The organism is Agathobaculum sp. NTUH-O15-33, from assembly GCF_033193315.1.
GTDB classification, from domain to species: Bacteria; Bacillota; Clostridia; order Oscillospirales; family Butyricicoccaceae; genus Agathobaculum; species Agathobaculum faecihominis_A.
In genome coordinates this window covers 1,593,490-1,615,293 of sequence record NZ_CP136187.1, presented here as the reverse complement: position 1 = coordinate 1,615,293, position 21,804 = coordinate 1,593,490, and the positions used below count along the sequence as shown (strand labels likewise).

At 59.1% G+C, this 21,804-nt stretch carries 20 protein-coding genes, 1 tRNA gene and 1 pseudogene; 5 read left to right on the top strand and 17 right to left on the bottom strand.

Going from position 1 to position 21,804, the window contains the following annotated elements; genetic code table 11:
- Positions 1-245 precede the first annotated feature (245 nt).
- The 14 genes from RWV98_RS08250 to RWV98_RS08185 form a co-directional block, all read right to left on the bottom strand.
- Positions 246-2,021, bottom strand: a complete 1,776-nt coding sequence (locus tag RWV98_RS08250) for an S-layer homology domain-containing protein (RefSeq protein WP_317865168.1) — start codon at positions 2,019-2,021, stop codon at positions 246-248.
- Between the two features lie 433 nt (positions 2,022-2,454).
- Positions 2,455-4,470 carry a complex I subunit 5 family protein gene (locus RWV98_RS08245; protein ID WP_317865166.1) on the bottom strand — a complete coding sequence of 672 codons (2,016 nt, stop codon included), beginning with the start codon at positions 4,468-4,470 and terminating at the stop codon, positions 2,455-2,457.
- Positions 4,471-4,483: 13 nt separating this feature from the next.
- Positions 4,484-5,953: a complex I subunit 5 family protein gene (locus RWV98_RS08240; RefSeq protein ID WP_317865164.1), complete on the bottom strand. Its 1,470-nt coding sequence runs from the start codon at positions 5,951-5,953 to the stop codon at positions 4,484-4,486.
- 14 nt (positions 5,954-5,967) lie between these two features.
- A complete protein-coding gene (locus RWV98_RS08235; RefSeq protein WP_317865162.1) occupies positions 5,968-7,428 on the bottom strand; it encodes a complex I subunit 5 family protein in 1,461 nt (486 codons plus the stop codon).
- Positions 7,429-7,442: 14 nt separating this feature from the next.
- Positions 7,443-8,930 carry a complex I subunit 5 family protein gene (locus RWV98_RS08230; protein ID WP_317865160.1) on the bottom strand — a complete coding sequence of 496 codons (1,488 nt, stop codon included), beginning with the start codon at positions 8,928-8,930 and terminating at the stop codon, positions 7,443-7,445.
- The gene (locus RWV98_RS08225) at positions 8,930-9,304 is read right to left on the bottom strand and encodes a sodium:proton antiporter (protein WP_317865158.1); all 375 of its coding nucleotides are present in this window, start codon (positions 9,302-9,304) and stop codon (positions 8,930-8,932) included. Before RWV98_RS08225 ends, RWV98_RS08230 begins: the two co-directional genes overlap by 1 nt.
- Positions 9,305-9,756: 452 nt before the next feature.
- Entirely contained in the window at positions 9,757-10,701 is a 945-nt protein-coding gene (mbhE, locus tag RWV98_RS08220; protein WP_317865156.1) for a hydrogen gas-evolving membrane-bound hydrogenase subunit E, read from the bottom strand.
- Positions 10,682-10,960, bottom strand: a complete 279-nt coding sequence (locus tag RWV98_RS08215; RefSeq protein WP_317865154.1) for a hydrogenase subunit MbhD domain-containing protein — start codon at positions 10,958-10,960, stop codon at positions 10,682-10,684. Before RWV98_RS08215 ends, mbhE begins: the two co-directional genes overlap by 20 nt.
- On the bottom strand, positions 10,944-11,276 hold the full coding sequence (locus tag RWV98_RS08210; protein ID WP_317865152.1) for a cation:proton antiporter: 333 nt from the start codon (positions 11,274-11,276) through the stop codon (positions 10,944-10,946). Before RWV98_RS08210 ends, RWV98_RS08215 begins: the two co-directional genes overlap by 17 nt.
- On the bottom strand, positions 11,266-11,586 hold the full coding sequence (locus tag RWV98_RS08205; protein ID WP_317865150.1) for a monovalent cation/H+ antiporter complex subunit F: 321 nt from the start codon (positions 11,584-11,586) through the stop codon (positions 11,266-11,268). The genes RWV98_RS08210 and RWV98_RS08205 overlap by 11 nt, the downstream gene beginning before the upstream one ends.
- Positions 11,579-12,046 (bottom strand): Na+/H+ antiporter subunit E, encoded by a 468-nt coding sequence (locus RWV98_RS08200; RefSeq protein WP_317865148.1) that lies wholly within the window; start codon positions 12,044-12,046, stop codon positions 11,579-11,581. Before RWV98_RS08200 ends, RWV98_RS08205 begins: the two co-directional genes overlap by 8 nt.
- A 252-nt stretch (positions 12,047-12,298) precedes the next feature.
- Complete coding sequence (locus tag RWV98_RS08195; RefSeq protein WP_317865146.1) at positions 12,299-12,718, bottom strand: helix-turn-helix domain-containing protein; 420 nt, start codon at positions 12,716-12,718, stop codon at positions 12,299-12,301.
- Between the two features lie 215 nt (positions 12,719-12,933).
- Positions 12,934-13,010 (bottom strand) — tRNA-Arg (locus RWV98_RS08190).
- A 51-nt stretch (positions 13,011-13,061) separates the two neighbouring features.
- Positions 13,062-13,616 (bottom strand): epoxyqueuosine reductase QueH, encoded by a 555-nt coding sequence (locus RWV98_RS08185; RefSeq protein ID WP_317865144.1) that lies wholly within the window; start codon positions 13,614-13,616, stop codon positions 13,062-13,064.
- Between the two features lie 123 nt (positions 13,617-13,739).
- Between RWV98_RS08185 and RWV98_RS08180 the strand changes: the two genes are divergently transcribed.
- Positions 13,740-14,582, top strand: a complete 843-nt coding sequence (locus tag RWV98_RS08180) for an aminotransferase class IV (RefSeq protein WP_317865142.1) — start codon at positions 13,740-13,742, stop codon at positions 14,580-14,582.
- A gap of 57 nt (positions 14,583-14,639) precedes the next feature.
- Here the strand turns inward: RWV98_RS08180 and RWV98_RS08175 are convergent, their stop codons facing one another.
- Entirely contained in the window at positions 14,640-14,792 is a 153-nt protein-coding gene (locus RWV98_RS08175) for a hypothetical protein (protein ID WP_317865140.1), read from the bottom strand.
- A gap of 306 nt (positions 14,793-15,098) precedes the next feature.
- Here RWV98_RS08175 and kdpA point away from each other — a divergent pair, with 306 nt between their 5' ends.
- From kdpA to kdpC, 4 genes and pseudogenes are all read left to right on the top strand, one after another.
- Positions 15,099-16,850 carry a potassium-transporting ATPase subunit KdpA gene (kdpA, locus tag RWV98_RS08170; protein WP_317865138.1) on the top strand — a complete coding sequence of 584 codons (1,752 nt, stop codon included), beginning with the start codon at positions 15,099-15,101 and terminating at the stop codon, positions 16,848-16,850.
- 17 nt (positions 16,851-16,867) lie between these two features.
- Positions 16,868-18,938, top strand: a pseudogene (gene kdpB / locus RWV98_RS08165) (potassium-transporting ATPase subunit KdpB).
- A 17-nt stretch (positions 18,939-18,955) separates the two neighbouring features.
- Positions 18,956-19,093, top strand: coding sequence for a hypothetical protein (locus tag RWV98_RS08160; RefSeq protein WP_317865136.1), 138 nt, complete (start codon positions 18,956-18,958; stop codon positions 19,091-19,093).
- A gap of 18 nt (positions 19,094-19,111) precedes the next feature.
- Positions 19,112-19,726, top strand: a complete 615-nt coding sequence (gene kdpC / locus RWV98_RS08155; protein WP_317865134.1) for a K(+)-transporting ATPase subunit C — start codon at positions 19,112-19,114, stop codon at positions 19,724-19,726.
- 55 nt (positions 19,727-19,781) lie between these two features.
- Here kdpC and RWV98_RS08150 read toward each other — a convergent pair whose 3' ends face one another.
- Together RWV98_RS08150 and RWV98_RS08145 are read right to left on the bottom strand one after the other, a co-directional pair.
- Positions 19,782-20,429 carry a potassium channel family protein gene (locus RWV98_RS08150; protein ID WP_280963632.1) on the bottom strand — a complete coding sequence of 216 codons (648 nt, stop codon included), beginning with the start codon at positions 20,427-20,429 and terminating at the stop codon, positions 19,782-19,784.
- A gap of 22 nt (positions 20,430-20,451) precedes the next feature.
- Positions 20,452-21,798 carry a TrkH family potassium uptake protein gene (locus RWV98_RS08145; protein WP_317865132.1) on the bottom strand — a complete coding sequence of 449 codons (1,347 nt, stop codon included), beginning with the start codon at positions 21,796-21,798 and terminating at the stop codon, positions 20,452-20,454.
- Positions 21,799-21,804: the final 6 nt, after the last annotated feature.

Sequence of the window (21,804 nt, the reverse complement as noted above, 5' to 3'; positions counted from 1 at the left end):
ATGTTGTGGGCGTCGCGCCCCATCCATGTCATTCCAATAAGGCCGGGCAAGGCAAAACGGTATTGCAATCACTGACCATGTAGGGCGCGACGCCCTCGGCGCGCCGAGGCGTCGCGCCCTACTAGCTCGGTGAATCCCCTGTTTTTCCTATGCGTTTCCCTTAGACGCGAATCTCCAACTAAAACCGAGGGCTGCGACGAAACGCGTTTCGTCGCAGCCCTCTTTTGGTATCTATGCTATTGTAATTACTTGGCGATATTCTCGCAGAAGCGCATCAGGATGGTGGCGACTTCCGCGCGGGTAGCGCCGGACTTCGGCGACAGCTTGGTGGTGCTGGTGCCGTTGATCAGGCCTTCCGCGTTCGCCCACTGCATAGCAGCCTTGGCAAATACGCCAACCTGCGAAGCATCGGTGAACTTGGAAAGGTCGGCGGTCTTGGTCACATCATAGCCCTTGTAGGAGGCATAGCGATACAGGATCGCAGCCATCTGCTCGCGGGTGATGGTGTCGTTCGGGCCAAACTTGCCGTCGCCGTAGCCGGTGACGATCTTGTTGGCGGAAGCCCAAGCCACAGCCTTGGAGTAGTACTTGCCGGAAGCTACGTCAGTGAAGCTGGCGGCGGAAGCAGACGGCTCCTTCTCCAGACGGTACAGGATCGTAACGATCATGCCGCGGGTGGTGGTCTGCTCGGGGCTGAACTTGGTGTCGCTGGTGCCCTTCATCATGCCGTTCTCATAGACATAGGCTACAGCGTCGGCGTACCAAGCGCTTTCCGCAACGTCGGTAAACGGCGTCTTGGGAGCTACCTTGAAGGTCGCCTTAACAGTAACGCTGCCGGCAGGCATAACGAAGGTGAACTTGTTATCGCCCTTGTCGGTCAGGTCGATCTTCTTGCCGTCCTTGTCGGTAACGGTCAGGGTGTCCAGAACGTAGCCCTTGTCAGGCTTGGCGGTAACAGTGACCGTAGCGCCCTTGGAGGCGTTCTTCGGGCTGACCGTTACGGTGCCGTTCGTGGTGGACGCAACGTTGACGGAGTAGCCGGACGAACCGCCACCGCCGCCACCGCCACCTTGATAGGTGAAGTTAACGGAGACAGTCTTGTGAGCCGTCGTATCGTTATTCAGGGTGTAAGTATTGTTCTGTACATCCAGCTTATCATCGCCGAGCTTGACATCGCCAAGATCGTAGCGGCTATCCGGGAAGAAATTCATCTGCGTCTTATCGCCCTTTACGGACAATGTGGTTATGCCGGATTCAACCTTTACAGCCGAAGTCGTATCTTCACTTACAGTGTATACGTCTACATGGCCGCCGCTAGTTACCTCGAAGGTGTACGGGGTATAGCCAGACGGCGCAATAATGTCGCCTTCGCCTTCGATCTTACCAGTGACACTGGCATCGTCAGCAATGGTTAGTTTACCCTCAACCTTGAGGCTACCCGTTACTTCAACAGCACCAGAAACGGTCAACTCACCCTTAACCGTGATATCGCCCGTAACCGTAGCATCCTTCAAAGTTACAACTGCATCCTTCTCAATGATGAGACCGTCTTTGAAGGTGCCGCTCAGAACGCTGCTTGTCGGAGTTGCTGCGCGAGCCGCGAAAGAAGCGGGCGCGGGCGTAGCTTCAGATGCAGATACCGTTACAGTATCCTCAAAGATAACATACTCGGTTGTCAGGGTACCATCCAGTACGAACCGGACACCATCCTTAGACGTTGCAGCTTTCACAGAACCCTTAGCATCCTTCTTATCCTTGATAGATAAGAAGCTATCCTTGCCAACGTTTACGGTGTCGACAGACAGGGTATAGGTGTCCAGATTAATTGCATAGGTATCTTTTTCACCATCAGCGTTCGTATCAATGGTCTCATACGTGGTATCCTCTGTCAACGTATAAACGTTATCCGTATCCCACGGAACCTTCGCGTCAGCGGTCTCGTCTGCTGCAAATGCGGACATCGGCAGCATCGTCAGCATCATGCACATAGACAATAATGCGGACAAAAGTTTCTTTCTCATTGGTTGTTGCTCCTCCTTGCATTTGATTCGTTCTCGTGGTTTTCCATCACATGCCGATAGGATCACCCCACCCTCTCGAAAAAATTTTTCCTATTTCGTGTGCTTTCGCGCATTACCACGCTTTTACTTGCACAGCTCCATGGTACTACGTTTGGCTGGAATTTTCAAGGTTTATTTCAAATTTGGCGCATCAATATTTTCCAGCGCGCGACAAAAAACCTTTTCAATTTTTACCTTTTTATCATTTATAAGGCGGCTTTTAGGCTCATATATAGTACAGAACCTCGTTTTTATACGTTTCGGCATTCTTTTGACGTAAAAAAATCGCGGTTGGTTCCCTTGGCGCTTCCAATTTGGAATTTCCAATTTTCTTTCCTAACACTGGAAAACCGGCGGTTTCCAATTCGCATCCAGCTGACGCGGCCCCCTCTGCTCAAATAAGCAGATAGCAAAGCGTCAGCGTCAGTCCGGCGCAGAACAGCAGCAGGCCGAAGGACATGCTGGCGAAGATCAGCCTTGTCGTCAGCACAAACGCCTGCTCCTTTTCCGCAAGCAGATAAACAAACGAGGGTTTGTCCGCCCGTTTGCCACGGCGGGCGGCGGCACGGTCGAGCGCGCGGCCCAGCCGGTCCAGCGCTTCGCTGCCGGAAACGGCGGGCGGCGCGGGCGTTTGATCGCGCACCACGGTTTTGCGCAGCAGCAGAACAAGCGCATCCGGTAAATAATCCAGCAGGCGGAAAACAAAGCCAAAAACGCCGGGCAGCACCCGCTGCACGAACGGCCGCAGGATACGCCCCTCCAAGTCGAACCATCCCGGCCACGTATTCCGTACCGCCGGTATGCCGCGCGCGCCCGGTTCCATCAGCCTGCGGCGGATGAACAGCAGGTATACCAGCGCGCCGATACCAAGCGAGACCGCCGCGCCCGATAAATTGTTCAGCGAAAAATAAGCGACCGGCGCTTCCGCGGCCGCGCCGTGCAGAAAGGACCGCGCCAGCTCGGCGAAGCGGTCCATCGTGGCATGCGGCAGCACGCCCATTACCGGCATCAGCGCCGCCGGGAGCAGCACCGCGACGGCGGTGGCGCGGCGCATCACAAGCGGCGGCGCGCCCTCCTCCGGCGGCAAAACGAACAGCACGTAAAACAGCTTGCCCATGTAGGCCAGCGTCAGCCCACCGGAAAACAGGAACATCCATTCGATCACGCGCAGCGGGAAACCGGCGGTACCCAGAAGCGCCGCGCCCTCCACAATGCTTTCATGCAGCAGCGTTTTGCTGATATAGCCGGAAAACAGCGGCACGCCCGCCACGCTCAGCCCCGCCGCGAGAAACGCGAAGGCGAGCGGCTTATTGCCCCGACAGCAGCCGCGCAGGCGGTTCAGATCGAGCGTGTGCCGGTTCATGGCGACCACACCCGCAAGCAGGAACAGGGTAAGCTTGATGAGCGAATGGTTAACCATGTGCAGCATCGTACCGGCGGCGGCCAGCGCGTTTTCCTCCCCCAGAATGCCGCACATGCCCACGCCGGTCAGGATAAAGCCGATCTGCGACACGGACGAGCACGCCAGCGTGCGCTTGAGATCGACCGAAAACACGCCGAGCACCGCGCCCCACAGCATGGTAACCGCGCCAAGCCCTAAAACGAGCTTGCCCCAGCGCGCGTCGTTTCGGAAGATCTCGCAGCTGGTCACGAGGATGCCGAACAGGCCGCACTTGGTCAAAATACCGGAAAGCAGCGCCGATGCGGGCGCGGGCGCGACCGGGTGCGCCTGCGGCAGCCAGAAGTGCAGCGGAAACATACCGGCCTTTGCGCCGAACCCCAACAGCAGCAGCACGCCCGCCGCCGTAAGCTGTCCGGAACCCGCAAACGGCAAGCACCGCTCGTATAGGCCCGCGATGGTCAGGTCGCCGGTCAGGTCGTACAGGAGGAATAGCCCCATCAGCGTCGCCAGCCCGCCGATGACCGCCACGGCAAGGTAGGTATCCGCGGCGTAGCTCGCCTTGGCCGTGTCCTCATGCGCGACCCAGACCCAGCTTGCAAGGCTCATGGTTTCAAAAAACAGCAGGGTGGTATACAGATCGGCGGATAAAAACACGCCCATGGTGCCGCACAGGGTCAGCAGGGTGAAAAAGTGGTAGCGGCACTGGCGCTCCTCCAAATATTCGCGCGCGACCGTTTCACTCGCCGCCCAGCAAAAGGTGATGAGCACGGCCCAAACCGCGCGGAACCCATCCAGCGTGAAGGAAAGGCCAAGGCCGCACACCCCCGGCAGGTCGCAAACGATCGATTCGCCGGATAGAAAGCGGCAAAGAGCGAAAACAGCCGCGGTAAGCCCGATCAAGCAGGTAAAAAGCGGCAGGTTATCCCGCAGAAAACGGTTTTTTATGCCCAAAGCGGCGCAGGGAACCGCCATGGCGAGCGGCCAAAAGATCAAAAACAACAGCAGCATCTTTTCTCCCTCCCTACCATTGCCACGCGGCGATCTGTTCCAGTAAATCGAGCAGCGGGGCCGGATGGACCCCGATCAGGATGATGGCGGCGGCAAACAGCACGAGCGGCAGCAGCATCAGCCAGTTTGGGTCGCGCACGTCCGTCAGCCCGCCCGCATCCGCCGGGATGGGTGAAAACGCGCGGATCACGACCGTGAGCATATACGCGGCGGTCATAAACGCGGAATACAGCAGCACGACGACCGCCAGCTTTGGCAGCAGCCCCTCGGACTGCGTGGCCGCTTCGGCGATCTTCCATTTGCTGATAAAGCAGGCGAACAACGGCACACCCATTAGGCTGAGCGCGGAAACGGTGAAGCACGCGAAGGTGACCGGCATCTTCCGCCCCACGCCGTTCAGCTCGTAGATATAGGCGCGACCGGTTTGGTGCATGACCGCGCCCGCGCACAGGAACGAGCAGATCTTGGTGAACGCGTGGCAGACCATGTGCGCCAGCGCGGCGACCATGCCGAACGGGCTCATCATCGAAGCGGCCAACAGGATGTAGGACAGGTTCGATATTGTGGAATACGCCAGCCTTCGCTTAAAATGCGTTTGCCGCAGCGCGGTGGTGGACGCAAAGGCGATGGCGACCATCGCCGCGCCCATGACCAGCACCTGCGCCCAAGTGTGCCGCAGAAAAACCGTGCCGTAGCTGAAATAGGTGAGCCGTATGATCGCGAACGCGCCGGATTTTACCACCGCCACGGCGTGCAGCAGCGCGGTGACCGGCGTGGGCGCGACCGAGGCCGTGGGCAGCCAGCCATGGAACGGAAACATGGCGGCCTTGACCGAAAAGCCGAAAAAGGTCATCACGTAGATGATGAGCATGATATCGTGGTGGCTGTCCAGCGCGTAGGCGTTGATCGTGCCGCCCGGGGTAAACGCGGTGGTCGCGCCGTTGACCAGCAGGAACACCAGCCCCAAAAAGGCGAACGCCGCGCCGCCCAGCGAATAATACAGGTACTTGCGGCTGGCGCGGATGGCCTCGCGCGTCATCGGGTGCATGACGAGCGGCACTGTGATCAGCGTGAGCAGCTCGTAAAACATATAAAGCGTCAGCAAATTCCCGGCCAGCGCAACGCCCAGCGTCACCGCGTAGGTCACGGTATAGCAGCAGAAAAAGCCCCGGCGGCGCTCCTCGGCGCGCATATATTCAAAGGAATACAGCGTGGCCAGCGGCCAAAGCGTGGCGATCAGCCCGGCAAAGACCGACCCGCAGCCGTCCAGCTGCAGGGTGATGGTCAGGCCCCGCGCGAACTGGAAAAGCTGTATCCCCTCTTCCGGGCGGTTCAGAATCAGCATCCACACCAGTACGGACACCGCCAAAACGATGGCTTCCGTATAAACGGCGCGCAGGCGCTCGCCGCCGCGAATGAACAGCAGCGAAAAACCGCCGAGCGCGGCGATCAGGATCGGGATGAGCAAAAAGACAGGCTTCATGTTCCCCGCCCCCTTTACAGCAGTCCCGCTGTGATGGAGGCGATCACATCATGCAGCGGCGAAGTGAAGATACCGGGCAGCAGCGCGAGCAGCGCCAAAATAATGACCGGCAGCAGCATGGAGGGCGCGGCCTCCCGGGCCGGTTCGCCCTGCCTTTGAAAGCCCGCGCCGGGGAAAAAGCCGCGCACGGGCAGCGGAAACAGATAGCCCGCGGTAAGCAGCGCGGATAGCAGCAAGACGGCGGGGCCAAGCAGGCGGAACACGCCGATATCCGCCGCGAGCGCGCCCTCCGCCAGCGACCATTTGCTGACAAAGCCCGCGAAAGGCGGAATGCCGGTAAGCGACAGCGCGAGACCCGCCCAGCAAATGCAGGTGACGGGCATTTCGCGGCCAAGACCGCGCAGCTCGGCAACGCGCTTGCGGCCGGTCTCAAAGATGATCGCGCCCGCGCACAGGAACAGGCCGCACTTGATCGCCATATGGAAAACCACGTGCAGCAGCGCGCCGCTCAGTCCCGCCGGATTCAGCAGCGACAGGCCGAACAAAATATAGGAAAGCTGGCTGACCGTTGAATAGGCGAGCCTCTTTTTGGTGACCGGTTCGCGGTAGGCCATCATGGAGCCGAGAAAGACCGTCGTGAGCGCCAGCGCCATCCACGTCGTCTGCACCCAACTGCCGCGGATCGCGTCCGGGCCGATCACATAGTACACCGTGCGGATCACGCCCAAAACGCCGCACTTGGTGATGCAGCCGGAAAGCAGCGCCGAGGCGGGCGCGGGCGCGACCGGGTGCGCCGTGGGCAGCCAGCCGTGCAAAGGGAACAGACCGGCCTTGCAGCTGAAGCCGAGGATCATCACAAAGGCGATGAGCTGCAAATAGACAGGGTTGCCCGCAAAACCGCCCATAAAGCCGCCGGGCACAAAGCGGAGCGCCTGATCGTAATGGTACAGGTACATCACGCCCAGCAGCGCGAGAAACGCGCCCGCGATGGAATAAAGCAGGTATTTCAGCCCCGCCATCAGCGCTTCGTGCGTCATTTCGTGGAACACAAGCGGCAGCGTGGACAGCGTCATCATTTCATAGAACAGGTAGAACGTCAGCAGGTTGCCCGCAAAGGACAGGCCCGTCAGCACGCCCGTGGCAAGCAGCCAGAAGCCGAAAAAGCGGTTCTGCCCTTGCTCGCGCGACATATAGCGGAAGGAAAAAAGCGTGATGATGATACGGGCCGCGGTAAACAGCGAAACAAACAGACTGCCGACCCCGTCGATATGGAAGGTGATGGGCAGCAGATCGATAAACGCGCCGCAGGAATAGTAGCTCCCCTGCCCCGTCATCACCAACAGGGCGACGAGCGCCGCCTGCGCCAGCAGCACGAGCGAAACGAAGACCGTCCGCAGCGTATATCCCGGGCGGAACACAAACAGCAAAAGCCCGCCGAGCACCGGCAGCAGAATGGCGGCCAGCAGCAAGACCATATTCGGTTCCCCCCTTATCCGAAAATGTTAAGACCCGCCGAAATCGCGTCCACCACGGGCTGCGAAAGCAGGCCTAGGCCGATGTTGATCAGCGTGAACGATAAAACGGCAAATACAAAAAGCGGATTGCTGCCCGAAATGCGTTTTGTCCGACCGGACACCGGCGTATAGATATTGATGACCGTGCGCAAAAAATACACTGCGTTCAAAATGGTGCTGATCGATAAAACGATCAGCGCGGGCAGCATTTTGCTGGGGTCGCGCACGGCGGCTTCGGCAAACAGCAATTTGGAAATAAACCCGGCGAACAGCGGCAGGCCGACCATGGACAGCGCGCCCACCGTAAAGCCCACGCCCGCGATACGGTTGCGGTAGCCCGCGCCGCGCAGATCGTGAAAGCGCTTGGAGCCGCCGGAAACATCGGACAGCCCGGTGGCGGTGATGAACAAGAGCGGCTTGGTCACGGCATGGGTCAGGATGTGAAAGACCGAGGCGATCACGCCGTATTCCGTGCCCAGCCCGAGGCCCATGTACACATAGCCGATCTGCGCGACCGAGGAAAAGGCGGTCATGCGGCGGATATCCGATTCACGCATCGCGGAGATCGACCCCATCACCATGCCCGCAAGGCCGAATACGAACAAAATGTTCGATATTTTGCCGTGCATGATGATATCCAGCCCGATCACGCGGTAATAAATTTTAATCAGCAGTACGATATAGCCCTTGGACACCAGACCGGACAAAATCGAACTGGACGCCGCCGTAGAATAGCCGTAGGCGTCCGGCATCCAAGAATGGAATGGGTAAAGGCCGCTCTTGATGGAAAGGCCCGCCGTCATCAGCGCGATGGTGATGATCAGCGGTTCGCCGTACGCGCCGGAGGATAGCAGCCCCGCGACCGCCTCCTTTGCCGGGCTCATCAGAAGCTGACCGGTCAGGCTGTACAAAAGGGCCAGACTGAGCAAAAACAGGCCGGAGCCGAGCTGGCTCATGATCAGATATCGGATGGCGGCGACATAGGTGCGGCCGATCTGCCGGATCATGATCAGCCCCGCCGCCGCGATGGTGTTGATCTCCACGAACACGTAGGCGGTGAACATGTCGTTGGTGTAGGTCAGCGCGAGCAGGCTGGCCAGCATCAGGTCGATCATAATGAAATAAAGGTTCAGCTTTTTCGGATCGACCTCCACATCGATATGCTTCATGCCGCCCAAAACCGAGATCAGCATAATGACCGAAAAAAGGAGCGCCAGCATCGCTTCCAGAATGCCGCCGCGGATCTCGTTGCCCCATGGCGCGGGAAACCGGCCCATGCGGAACACGAAGCTTTCCCCGGTGCCGAGCGTGTAGATCAGCGTCAACAGGCTCAAAACGCTCACCGTACTCAGAAGCAGAATGGACAGCCGCCGGGCGTTCTTGCCGCTCAGCCCGGAGGAAAAGATGGCCGCGATCATGCATAGAAAAATGGATACCGCGGGCAGGCACTGAAAAAGCGTCATCACATCCACTCCTTCTTTACCTGCATCAATATCTCGTCCAGATCTAGCGTGTGATAGCGCCGGTACAGGCAGATTGTCAGCGCGAGCAGCAGCGCCGAAGAGCTGACCGAAACCACGATGCCCGTCAGCACCAGACCGGAGGGGATGGGATTGATATAAGCGGAAGCCTCGCGCACGCCGTTGACAATGATCGGCGCGGTGCGCCCGCTGATAAAGCCTTCGGCGGCCAAAAACAGGTATACCGACGTATCCATGATATTGAGGCCGATGATCTTACGGATCAAATTTTGGTGCAGCAGCAGCATGGTAAAGCCGATGCCGAACAAAATGACCGCGCAGGCCGCGTATTTATTGACCAGCAAGTTTTGCAGCATCCCCGATTCCCCCTACTTTCGCGCCGCAGCGCGTGATCAAATGGAAACTTGAAGCAACGCTTCAAGTTGACAAAAAAGCGGGCGCATGTATCAATGTCATTCAGATAAGGTCAGGCAAGGCAAAAAGGTATCGCAAGCACAGAACATGTAGGGCGCGACGCCCTCGGCGCGCCGAGAGCGAAGCACCGGGATAAGTGAGAGCATCAAACAGGCTGGTACGGCCGAGCGAAGGGACATGGTTTCTCAGCAAGTGTTACGTCCCTTCGAGACGGCGCGCCGAGGGCGTCGCGCCCTTCTAGCTCGGTGAATCCCTTGTTTTTTCCTGTGCGCTTCCCTTATCTTAATGACATTGGCGCATGTATCTCGCTTTTTCACAAACCGGCGGAGAAGTGCGCCTGAAAGGCGCGCGCCGGAGCCGGAATGCTCGATCGCAAGCGTGGTTGCGATCGAAACTACATGTTGCCCCGCCGGAACAGCACGTAAAACGCATACATCGTGCACGCGACCTCAAAACCCACGCACAGATTGATCCAAAAGATCATGCCGCCGGAAAGGATCGCGCCGGGCGTGCCCAGCGGGATCAGGTTCGGCAAGCCGAGCGCTCCCGTGAACACATGATAGCAGATCGTCAGCGCGTAAATGGTGAGCGCCGTGATCTTGACGATTTCGTATACATGCTCGTTGAAAAACTGGCGCGTGCCCGCCACTCCGAAGGTGTTCAGATAAAGGATCAGCCCCGCGCCGATCACCGAGCCGCCCGAAAAGCCGCCGCCCGGCGATAAATGGCCGTTCATCAGCACGTACACGCCGAACAGCAAAATAGCGGGAAACAGCACGGAGGCGATCTTTTTCAGGATATCGTCCTCGTGCGGTTCAAAGCTTTCGTCGTCCAGATCCTGCTTTTTCGATTCCTCTTCCGTGGTCAGCAGCAGGATCATCACGCAGCAGGCGGCGATAAACAGCACCGTGGTCTCGCCCAGCGTATCGAACCCACGGTAATTCAAGATCATGCCGGTCACGATGTTGGTGGCGCCGGTCTCCTCCACGCCGTTTTCGATATAGCGGGCGGCGACTTCGTTATTCGACGGGTTGCCCGCGTCCCCAAAGGGCGGCAGGTTGGCGACCGTCAGCAGCAAAATACCGATGATGCTGACGCAGACCACAAGCGAGGCAAGCTTATATAGCCTGCGGAACAGGCGAAGCTCGCGCGGGCTTTCCACCTTATCGCGGGTTTGCCGCAGCTTCTCGATCTCCAGCAGATCGGCCGCGCTGAGCCGCGGCGGGCGTTCCGCTTCGCCCATTTCAAGCTTGCCGGCAAAGGGATCGTATTCCCCGCGCAGCATGCGCCCCAGCTTGTCCCAAAAACCGTTTTCGTAGTTACTTCTCTGTCGGCTCATGGGGCGCCTCCTCGTCATGCACGTCAATGGCATGGATCTGCTTGAGCGTGATGAAAAACAGGATACTGGTCACGCCCGCGCCAACGGCCGCCTCGGTGATGGCCAGATCAGGCGATTCCAAGAGCACCCAAATAATGCTCATGACAAGGCTGTAGGACATGAAAATGATAATGGTCGAAAGCAGGCTTTTGCTAAAGTTGCACGAAACCGCGCACAGGATCAGAAAAACCAGCAATACCGTTTCAATGATTCCGCTCATCGACGATCTCACACTCCTTCGACAGGTTTTCGTTTGTGTTGACCTCTAATTTGCCAAGCAGATGCGAGCTGACCGGGCTTGCCATCCAGAAAAAGCCGATGACGAGCAGCAGCTTAAGCGTGGCGAAGGTAAAACCGCACCGCACCGACAGCCCCAACAGGATGAACAAAATGCCCAGCGTATCGTTCATGGCGGCGGCGTGCATCCGGCTGAGGACGAAGCGGAAACGAAACACGCCGATGGTGCCGATCACCATGATGGCCGCGCCCGCGAGCATCAAAAGCGCCGCGAGCAGCGCAAATAAATTATCGATCATGCGGATTATCCTCCCCCGCGGCGCTTTCCCGCTTGTGCCTGCGGTAAACGCCGGTGTACACCCGGCTCAGGACGACCACGGCCAAGAAGCTGATCATCGCGTAGATCAGGCAGATATCGTACAGCCAGCTCTGGTCCATGATCGTACCGAGAATGGCGATAATGGCAATGGTCATGGTGCCCACCATATTGCAGGCCAAGATCCGGTCCGTGATGCGCGGCCCGCGCACGGCGCGCACCAGACACGCAAAGATCAGGATAGCCAGCAGCAGCACGCACAGCCCCGCGCAGAAAACAAAGACATTATCCATGCGTTTCCTCCAATTCCGTGAGCCTTGCGACAAACGCGGAGTGCTCGATCCCTTCGCCAAGCTCCTTGTCCAAACAGTGGATCAAATACTCGTCGCCCTTGAGCTGTATGGTGATCGTGCCCGGGGTCAGCGTGATGGAGTTTGCGAGGATCACGCGGCCCAGCGCGGTGTTCAGCGGAATGTGCGCCGTGATCAGCTGCGGCTCCGGTTCGTACTGCGGCGAAAGGATCAGGTGCATCACGTCGATATTGGCTTTGATGATCTCAAACAGCAGCAAAAAACAGTATCGGGCAAAGGCCGGCAGTTTTTTCATCAGCTTCCGGTCAAACCCAAAGGAATAGCCCATAAAGCGCACCGCGAACAGGTAGATCAGCCCGGAAAGAAGCACGCCTATCACAAGGACCTCGGCGTTCAGCCTGCCGTTGAGTATGATCCAAAGCACCAGCAGCATCAAAAACATTTCACTTACCCGCTTTCCTCGTCATGCGAAAATGCAGAGGGGTTTGCGGCCGCCCGCCCCTCATGCGCTCCCTCCCATCATTCTGACAGTTTTCTCACAAGAAATCAAGTCAAAACGCGACAGATTATACAGCCGCACCGCATGAAACTTCTATAATTTTCAGGTTTTGTTCTCTCAACGCTCTCCACCTTCCTTTTATACCCAAAACAGACAGTAAAAAGCCGCTTATTCGGTAAGAATAAGCGGACTTTGTCATTGGCCCCGCGCCGCCTTTTCAATGTCGTCCACCTCGATGCGCTCGATCAGCATATCGTCCAGCACCGCAAGTAGTGGAGAGGGCGCCGTATCCGGGGTATCGTCCGGCAGCTTGACGCAGCGGCGCGCAAATCGGTTCAGCGTCGCATAGCAGGGTTCTTCGCCCTCCTTGCCGCCGTTTTCATTAAACAGTTCATAGCGTTTCAGCCCAAACGCGGCTTCCAGCCGCCATAGGGTATCCAGCGTTGCATTTTGCACGCCGCGTTCAATTCTGCTCAAATGGCTCGTTTGCATGGGTACGCGGGCCGCCGCCTCATCCTGCGACAGCATGTTCGATCGCGACAGGGGTCTTGATGGATCGGGCCGATTTAACTCCCGCGTTCGTACCGCGTTTTTTGCGATGATGTCCTTTAGCATGGTTACGCCTCCCTTTTTTTCGTCAAAAGGAGCGTACCGCATTTTGCTGTTTTTTGGAACGCATTCCGATACTTGTCTATTTATACCAATGCAAAAGCCCCCGCAGAACCAGCGTTCAACGGGGGCCGTATTACACGCAAAAAAGCGCCATAGCGCTCGATTAAAAACGTAGGCGCGCAAAAAAGCCGCCTATTCTTACGAATAAGCGGCTTTCGTGGTACGCCCGACAGAATTCGAATCTGCGACCTTTGGAGTCGGAGTCCAACGCTCTATCCAGCTGAGCTACGGGCGCGTGTACGAGAAGTATTATAGCAGTTCCCGCGCCGTTTGTAAAGCAATTTCCTTATGCATCCTTTTTCTTTTTTGGCTTCTTCTTATAGCGGTCCTCTTCGCTGAATATGCAACCGCAGTATTTTTGCATGTAAAGGCCCAGTTCGCGCGCCTTGTCCTGTCCTTCGCGGAAGCGGGGCGAAAAATCGCGGTGCAGGTAGGCCACCCCGTACTTTTCCGCGGCCCGCTCGGCCGCCTGACGCATCAGCTCGTGGTTCTGATAGGGACTGACGAACAGTGTGGAGGTAAACTGGTCGAACCCGTTTTCCGCCGCGTAGCGCGCGGTCTCCTCAAAGCGCAGCGTATAACAGAACGCGCAGCGGTGGTCGAAATCCGGATACACGCCCTCGATAAAGCGGCGCAGGCCGTATTCCTCCTGCACGATTAGCGTTAGGCCGATGCTCTCCGCATATTCGCGCAGCGTGTTTTTCCGCGTTTTATATTCGGTAAACGGGTGAATGTTCGGATTGTACCAAAACCCGGTGGGCTCTATCCCCTCCTGCCGCAGCGTGTCGATACAGGCGATCGAGCAGGGCGCACAGCAGATGTGCAGCAGTGTTTTCATCATGAACAGTCTCCTTGCGCATATGTTTCTTTTATTATAGCATGGCCTGCGGCGCTTGCCAAGCGCGCACGTTTATCGTATACTAAGAGAATACTGGACACCGGAACAGAAGGAGGAAGACACCCCATGAAGGATATTGCATATTATAACGGCGAGATCGGGCCGATCGACGAGGTGCGCGCCCCTGTGACCGACCGCGGCTTTTATTTTGGCGACGGCGTGTACGAGGCGGCCGCTTGCATGAACCAAAAGCCCTTCGCGCTTTCCGACCACATGGATCGCTTCTATAACAGCCTGCGCCTGCTCGAAATCGCCGAGCCCATGCCCCGCGCCGAGCTGGACGCGCTTCTGCGCGATCTGATCAGCCGTGTGGACGCCTCGCCCTGCGTGTGCTACTGGCAGGTAACACGCGGCGTTTCCCACCGCATGCACGCTTTTCCGAAGGATGCAAAGCCCAGCTTGCTGGTTTTCGTCGAACCGACGAGGCTGGACAGCCAGCAGGCCGCGATGAAGCTTCTTTCCCGCGAGGACACGCGCTTCCTGCACTGCAATATCAAAACGCTGAACCTGATCCCGAACGTCGTCGCTTCGCAGCGGGCGCACGAGGCGGGATGCGACGAGGTGGTGTTCCACCGCGCGGACCGCGTGACCGAGGGCGCGCACTCCGGCATCGCCATATTAAAAGACGGCGCGTTCTGCACCCCGCCGGCGGATGAGCTCATCCTGCCCAGCATCACGCGGCTGCACTGTTTGCAGCTTTGCGAGGAACGCGGCATTCCGGTCCGCGTCGCTCCGTTTACCATGGAGGAACTGATGGCGGCGGACGAGGTGCTTGTGCTTTCCACCGGCGCGCACTGCATCCCCGTTTGCGAGGTGGACGGCAAGCCCGTCGGCGGCAAAGCGCCCGACCTGCTGCAAACGCTGCAAAAGGCCTACCAGCAAAAGTTTGAAGCCGAGACCGCGCAGTAAAAAATGAAAAAGCCCGGCCGGCGCAGACATGATTCTGCGCCGGCCGGGCTTTTTCATCTATCGTTTGTTTTGCGCGTTTTCACAGTTTATTGTATCGCATGGATAGGGGTGCAGCGTGCTGTGATCGAGGAAGCGGCCCAGCTGAAGCAGCCGATACCCCAAAAACGCCAGAGCGAAAACAAACCCCGCGGCAACGATCAGCATGTTCATTTCCTCACCCCCTTTCTTCTATCCTTACTATACCCCCTTTTGTCTTTGCGGGCGGTTAAGGTTTTTCCGTTCATATTAAGGAAACGTTAAGGCCTCCCGCCCCTCTTTTTCTATTTTAATAAAGCTTTAACAGGCGCGCCGTTTTTTTAGCGGCGCGCTTATTTTTTCCATGGTATTATGCCATCGAACCAAAAAGCAGACAAAGGAGGGTTCTCTATGCAAGTCGTCGTCGCCGCAGTAGGCGTTGTGGCAATTTTCGTGCTTATCTATTTAAGCTATGTACTGTTAAAAGGAGAGGAATAAGAAGTGAACGCTATTTTACAGATCGTGCTGTACACCGTGCTGCTCATCGCGCTGGCCGTTCCGTACGGCAGATTCATGAGCCGTGCGATGGAGGGTGAAAAGACTATTTTCAGCCGCCTGCTCGGCCCGTGCGAGCGCGGGATCTACAAGCTTATGCGCATCGACCCCGGCGAACAAATGAGCTGGAAGAAATACGCGGGCTGCGCCGTTGCCTTTTCCGCGCTGAGCCTATTTGCCCTCTGGGCGATGTTCATGTTACAGGGCGGCCTGCCGTGGAACCCGCAGGGCATCGAAGGAACGAGCTGGCACCTTGGCTTTAATACAGCCGCCAGTTTTGTGACCAACACCAACTGGCAGTCCTACTCGGGCGAATCGGCGCTGAGCTATTTTTCGCAGGCGATCGGCCTAACCGTGCAAAACTTCGTCACCCCGGCGGTCGCGCTGGCCGTACTGTTTGCGCTGATACGCGGCTTTCGGCGCGTACAGAAGCAAGGGCTTGGCTCCTTCTGGGCCGATGTGACCCGCGCGGTCGTGTACGTACTGCTGCCGCTGAATCTGGTGATCGCGCTGGCTCTTGTGTCGCAGGGCGTCATGACCAATCTAAAGGACTATCAGGTTTACGAGCTGGTCGAACCCGCCACCGTGCAACAGGAGGATGGCACGGAAATCACCGTGACGCGCGGCATCATCCCCATGGGCCCGCAGGCGAGCCAAGTCGCCATCAAACAATCCGGCACAAACGGCGGCGGCTACAACGGCGTCAACTCGGCAAGCCCGCTGGAAAACCCAACGCCGCTTTCCAATCTGATCGAAATGATCTCGCTGCTGCTCATTCCGGCGGCCTGCTGCTTTGCCTTTGGGCGCAGCATACGGGACAAACGGCAGGGCCGGGCGCTGTTCCTCGCCATGCTGCTCTTGCTGGTCGCGGCGCTCGGCGTGGTCGCGGTCATGGAGCAACACGGCACGCCGCAGCTCGCGCAGGACGGCGCGGTGGCCATGGCCCCGGCCGAGGGTTACCCCGGCGGCAACATGGAGGGCAAGGAGACCCGTTTCGGTATCGCCGCCTCCGCCACTTGGGCGGTATATACCACGGCGGCCTCGAACGGCTCGGTCAACTGCATGCATGACAGCCTAACGCCGCTCGGCGGCATGGCGCCCATGCTGCTGATGCAGCTGGGCGAGGTCGTGTTCGGCGGCGTCGGCTGCGGACTGTACGGCATGATCGGCTTCGCCATACTCGCCGTGTTCATCGCCGGCCTGATGGTGGGCCGTACGCCGGAATATTTGGGCAAAAAAATAGAGCCGTTTGAAATGCGCATGGCGGTTTTGGTCTGTCTAGCGACGCCGCTGGTCATTTTGATCGGCAGCTGTATCGCCACGCTGCTGCCCGCGACGGCGGACAGCCTGAACAACGGCGGCGCGCACGGCCTGTCCGAGGTGCTATACGCCTATTCCTCCGCCGGGGGCAACAACGGCTCCGCCTTTGCGGGCTTTAACGCGAACACGCCGTTTTTGAATGTATCGATCGGTCTGGTCATGCTCGCGGCGCGTTTTCTGCCCATGCTCGCCACGCTTGCCATCGCGGGCTCGATGGTGCAAAAGAAGCGGACGGCGGTTTCGGCCGGCACGCTTTCCACCACGAACGCCATGTTCGTCGGCCTGTTGATCTTCATCGTCGTGCTCGTGGGCGCGCTGTCCTTCTTCCCGGCTTTAAGCCTAGGCCCGATCGCTGAATTCACACAAATGCTTGCATAAAAGGGAGTGCTCACCGTATGAAAGAAAAGAAAAAAACAGCGCTGTCCGACCCGCGGCTGGTCGGGCGCGCCGTTAGGGATTCGTTGATCAAGCTCCATCCCAAAACGCAGCTGCAAAACCCGGTGATGTTTCTGGTCTATCTTTCGGCCATCCTCACCACGGTTTTATTTCTTCTTACCTTTTTCGGCATGCAGGACACGGGCACCGGCTTTATTCTTGGCATTGCCGTCATCCTTTGGCTGACCTGCCTGTTCGCGGGCTTCGCCGAGGCGATCGCGGAGGGCCGCGGCAAAGCGCAGGCCGACACGCTGCGCGCCTCGCGCCGGGGCGTGACGGCGCACCGGCTGGCCGATCCGGCAAACCGCGACGCGTTTACCGACGTGGCTTCGCAATCGCTGAAAAAAGGCGACTGCTTCCTCGTGCGCGCCGGTGAACAGATTCCGGCGGACGGCGAGGTGGTCGAGGGCGCGGCCTCGGTGGACGAATCGGCCATTACCGGCGAGTCCGCGCCCGTCATCCGCGAAGCGGGCGGCGACCGCTCGGCCGTCACGGGCGGTACGACCGTGCTGTCCGACTGGCTGACCGTCCGTGTGACGCAGGAGGAGGGCGACAGCTTTCTCGACCGGATGATCGCCATGGTCGAGGGCGCCAACCGCCGCAAGACTCCAAACGAGATCGCGCTGCAAATCCTGCTGACCGCGCTGTCCATCATTTTCGTGCTCGTCACGGTCGCGCTGTATGCGTATTCGGACTTTTCGGCAAAGCAGGCGGGGCTTGCGAATCCCTCGTCCGTCACCGCGCTGATCGCGCTGCTCGTCTGCCTTGCGCCGACGACGATCGGCGCGCTGCTCTCGGCCATCGGCATCGCGGGCATGAGCCGCCTGAATCAAGCCAATGTGCTCGCCATGAGCGGCCGCGCGATCGAAGCCGCGGGCGACGTCGACATCCTGTTGCTGGATAAAACCGGCACCATCACGCTGGGCAACCGCAAGGCCGTCGCCTTTCTCCCGGTGGACGGCGCGGACGCCCGCGCGCTGGCCGACGCGGCCCAGCTCTCCTCCCTTGCCGACGAAACGCCGGAGGGCCGCTCGGTCGTCGTGCTGGCCAAGGAGCAATTCGGGCTGCGCGGACGGACGGTCGGCGAAAAAGGCATGCGCTTCATCCCCTTTTTCGGCCGGTACCCGCATGTCTGGCGTGGATTTTGACGGGTGCGAGATCCGCAAGGGCGCGGCGGAAGCCGTTCGCGCTTGGGCCGAGGTGGGCGGCGGCCAATACAGCGCCGCGTGCCGCGGCGTGGTGGAGGATATTGCCCGCGCGGGCGGCACGCCGCTGGTCGTAGCCAAAAACCATCGGATTTTAGGCGTGATCCATTTAAAAGACGTCATCAAGGACGGCGTGAAGGAGAAATTTTCCGACCTGCGCCAAATGGGCATTCAAACCATCATGATCACGGGCGACAACCCCATGACAGCGGCGGCCATTGCGGCCGAGGCGGGCGTGGACGATTTTCTGGCCGAAGCCACACCCGAAGGCAAGCTGCGCATGATACGCGACTATCAGGCCAAGGGCCACCTTGTCGCAATGACCGGCGACGGCACAAACGACGCGCCCGCCCTTGCGCAGGCCGACGTGGCCGTGGCCATGAACTCCGGCACGCAGGCCGCAAAGGAAGCCGGCAACATGGTCGATCTGGATTCCTCCCCCACCAAGCTGATCGAAGTGGTGCGCATTGGCAAGCAGCTTTTGATGACGCGCGGCGCGCTCACCACCTTTTCCATCGCCAACGATGTGGCAAAATACTTCGCCATTATCCCGGCGCTGTTTATGGGGCTGTACCCCGGCCTGTCCGCGCTCAACATCATGGGCCTGCACAGTGGCGAAAGCGCGATCTTTTCCGCTATCCTTTACAATGCGCTTATCATTGTGGCGCTCATTCCGCTGGCGCTGCGCGGCGTCAAATACCGCGAGGTGCCCGCGGGCAAGCTGCTTTCGCACAACCTGCTCGTATACGGCCTCGGCGGCATCCTAACGCCGTTTGTCGCCATCAAGCTGATCGACCTGCTGCTTTCGTCGTTCGGCCTTGTTTGAAAGTGAGGGAAGCTTATATGGCTTCGTTCCTGCTGCGCCACCCCGCCCTGCTGCTGCCCGCGCTGCTTTTCTGCGCGCCCGCGGCGGTGCTCGCGGGCGTTACGCTTATCACACTAACGATCACCGGCCCCCTGTATCTGCTGGGGCTGCTGTAAGGAGAGATTTAGAAGCATATGAATACCAAAACAAAAACCGGCGGTGTGATCGTCCGCGCCATGTGGCTGCTCGTCCTCATGTCGCTCATCACCGGCCTGATCTACACCATGGCGGTCATGGGTTTGGGACAGCTGTTGTTTCCCAGCCAAGCGAACGGCAGCCTGCTTTCTCAGAACGGCAAGGTCGTCGGCTCCGCGCTGCTCGGCCAACAGTTTACGGATAACGGCCACCTGTGGGGCCGCGTCATGCAATACGACGTGGGCACGTTTACCGATGAAAACGGCGCACCGGCCGCATACGCCTGGCCCTCCAACCTGAGCCCCGCCAGCCCCGCATACGAGGCGCTGGTGGCCGAGCGTGTGGAAAAGCTGCGCGCATCCAACCCCGACCGCGCGGGCGAGCCGGTGCCGGTCGACCTTGTGACCTGCTCGGGCTCCGGGCTTGACCCGCATATCTCCCCGGCCGCCGCCGAATATCAGGTGCCGCGCATCGCAAAGGCCACCGGCAAAAGCGAGGACGAGATACGCGAGACGATCCGGCAATATACCGAGGGCCGCCTGCTCGGCGTGTTCGGCGAACCGCGCGTCAATGTGCTCAAGGTAAACCTCGCGCTTGACGGTATGCTCTCCTGAGCGAGAAAAAGGCGGCGCGCCGGAGCTTTGACTCTCCCGGCGCGCCGCCCTTTTCTTAAAACTGCAAAAAACGCTGGACATCGCGGTTGCTGCCCAGAAGCAGCAGCGTCTCCTCGCTGGAAAAAACGTGGTTCGGGCCGGGCAGCGGCTGAAGCTCCCCGTTTTTCTTGATCGCAAGGATATTGATATGGTAGCGTGAGCGCACGGCCAGCTGCACGATGCTGCGGCCCACCCACGCGCCCGGCACGGGCGTTTCGTAGATGGAATGGTCGGGCGTGAGCTCGATGTAATCAAAAATATGATCCGAGGAATACTTGACCGCGGTGCGGATCGCCATCTCTTTTTCCGGGTAGACCACCTGATCCGCGCCGTTGCGCAGCAGGAACTTGGCGTGTACGTCGCGGTTGGCGCGGGCCAGCACAAAACGCGCGCCGCAGTCCTTCAGCAGCGCGGTCGTTTCCAGCGACGCCTGAAAATCATCCCCGATCGCGACAACGCAGAAATCGAAATTGCGCACGCCGAGCGAAGCGATGAACTGCTCGTTGGTCGAATTGCCGATCTGGGCGTTGGTCACATAGCCCAGCACGTCGTTGATGCGTTCCTCACTGCGGTCCACCGCAAGCACCTCGTGCTTATATTCGGTCAGCTTGCGCGCCATATGGCGGCCAAACCGGCCCATGCCGACGATCAAAACAGATTTCATTTCAGTTTCTCCTCTTCTCCGGTTATCCCACCGCGATCTTTTCCTGCGGCAGACGGCTCAGCGCGGGCGGGCGGCGGCTGGCCACGGCGTACAGCATGGTCAGCCCACCGACGCGGCCGAAATACATCAGCAAGATCAAAATCAACCGCGACGCCGGACCCAGACCGCCGGTCATGCCGAGCGACAGCCCCACCGTGCCGATGGCGGAGGCGCTTTCAAACAGCGCGGCGGAAAGCGATACGCCCTCGATACAGCTGATGAGCGTGCCGCCTGTTAAGAACAGCAGCACGTAAAGCGTCAAGATCGTGATTGTGTTGCGTATGACCTCGGGCGGCAAGCGGCGGCGAAAGGCCTGCACGCTGTCCCGGTTCTGCACACTGGAACGCACGCACAGGAAAAGCAGCAGCAGCGACGTGGTCTTAACGCCGCCCGCCGTCGAGCCGGACGAGCCGCCCACCAGCATCAGTAAAATGGTAACGAGCACGCTTGGGCTTTCGTAGCGCGTCAGCTCTACGGTGTTAAAGCCCGCCGTGCGCGGCGTGACCGATTGGAACAGCGCGGCCCAGACCCGCTCGCCCCCCGTCATACCCGCCCACTGGGGCTGGCTGAACTCATAAAAATAAAAATACGCGGCGGGCAGCAAAATAAGCGCGAGCGACACGGTAAGCACCATTTTCGTCTGCAGCCGGTAGGCGTGGAACCGAAGGCCGTGCTCCCGGATATCGCCCCAAACGAAAAAGCCGATGCCGCCCACCGTGATCAGCGCCATGATGGGCAGGTTGACCAGCGGATCGCCCGCGAACGCGGTGAGCGAAGAATACGGGGCGGCCCCGCCCATTAGGTCAAAGCCCGCGTTGCAGAACGCGGAGACCGCGTGGAACACGGAAAACCACACGCCCTTGACAAAGCCGAACAGTGGGATAAAGCGCAGGGCCATGACCACCGCCCCAAGGCTTTCCAACAAAAGCGTGGCCCTGAGGATGAAGCCGGTCATGCGCACCACGCCGCCCATCTGTGGCGCGGCCATGGATTCCTGCAAAACGAACCGCTGCTTCAGGCCGATGCGGCGGCCCGTGAACATCGAGATCGCCATGGCCATCGTCACCACGCCCATGCCGCCGATCTGGATCAGCACCAAGATAACGAGCTGGCCGAAGGCCGACCAATAGGTATAGGTATCATGTATCACAAGGCCGGTCACACAGGTGGCCGAGGTGGCGGTGAACAGCGCATCGCCAAAGCTTGCGCCCGCGCCGTCTCTTGTGGCAAAGGGCAGCGTGAGCAGCGCGGCGCCGCAAAGGATCAGCAGCAGAAATCCCGCGATCACGATCTGCGCCGGCGTGATCCGGTTGTTTTTCCAAGGTGACACAGTCTT

Coding starts and splice junctions, on each gene's coding strand:
- RWV98_RS08250 (WP_317865168.1), bottom strand. CDS start 2,021: ATGAGAAAGAAACTTTTGTCCGCATTATTGTCTATGTGCATGATGCTG.
- RWV98_RS08245 (WP_317865166.1), bottom strand. CDS start 4,470: ATGCTGCTGTTGTTTTTGATCTTTTGGCCGCTCGCCATGGCGGTTCCC.
- RWV98_RS08240 (WP_317865164.1), bottom strand. CDS start 5,953: ATGAAGCCTGTCTTTTTGCTCATCCCGATCCTGATCGCCGCGCTCGGC.
- RWV98_RS08235 (WP_317865162.1), bottom strand. CDS start 7,428: ATGGTCTTGCTGCTGGCCGCCATTCTGCTGCCGGTGCTCGGCGGGCTT.
- RWV98_RS08230 (WP_317865160.1), bottom strand. CDS start 8,930: ATGACGCTTTTTCAGTGCCTGCCCGCGGTATCCATTTTTCTATGCATG.
- RWV98_RS08225 (WP_317865158.1), bottom strand. CDS start 9,304: ATGCTGCAAAACTTGCTGGTCAATAAATACGCGGCCTGCGCGGTCATT.
- mbhE (WP_317865156.1), bottom strand. CDS start 10,701: ATGAGCCGACAGAGAAGTAACTACGAAAACGGTTTTTGGGACAAGCTG.
- RWV98_RS08215 (WP_317865154.1), bottom strand. CDS start 10,960: ATGAGCGGAATCATTGAAACGGTATTGCTGGTTTTTCTGATCCTGTGC.
- RWV98_RS08210 (WP_317865152.1), bottom strand. CDS start 11,276: ATGATCGATAATTTATTTGCGCTGCTCGCGGCGCTTTTGATGCTCGCG.
- RWV98_RS08205 (WP_317865150.1), bottom strand. CDS start 11,586: ATGGATAATGTCTTTGTTTTCTGCGCGGGGCTGTGCGTGCTGCTGCTG.
- RWV98_RS08200 (WP_317865148.1), bottom strand. CDS start 12,046: ATGTTTTTGATGCTGCTGGTGCTTTGGATCATACTCAACGGCAGGCTG.
- RWV98_RS08195 (WP_317865146.1), bottom strand. CDS start 12,718: ATGCTAAAGGACATCATCGCAAAAAACGCGGTACGAACGCGGGAGTTA.
- RWV98_RS08185 (WP_317865144.1), bottom strand. CDS start 13,616: ATGATGAAAACACTGCTGCACATCTGCTGTGCGCCCTGCTCGATCGCC.
- RWV98_RS08180 (WP_317865142.1), top strand. CDS start 13,740: ATGAAGGATATTGCATATTATAACGGCGAGATCGGGCCGATCGACGAG.
- RWV98_RS08175 (WP_317865140.1), bottom strand. CDS start 14,792: ATGAACATGCTGATCGTTGCCGCGGGGTTTGTTTTCGCTCTGGCGTTT.
- RWV98_RS08160 (WP_317865136.1), top strand. CDS start 18,956: ATGGCTTCGTTCCTGCTGCGCCACCCCGCCCTGCTGCTGCCCGCGCTG.
- kdpC (WP_317865134.1), top strand. CDS start 19,112: ATGAATACCAAAACAAAAACCGGCGGTGTGATCGTCCGCGCCATGTGG.
- RWV98_RS08150 (WP_280963632.1), bottom strand. CDS start 20,429: ATGAAATCTGTTTTGATCGTCGGCATGGGCCGGTTTGGCCGCCATATG.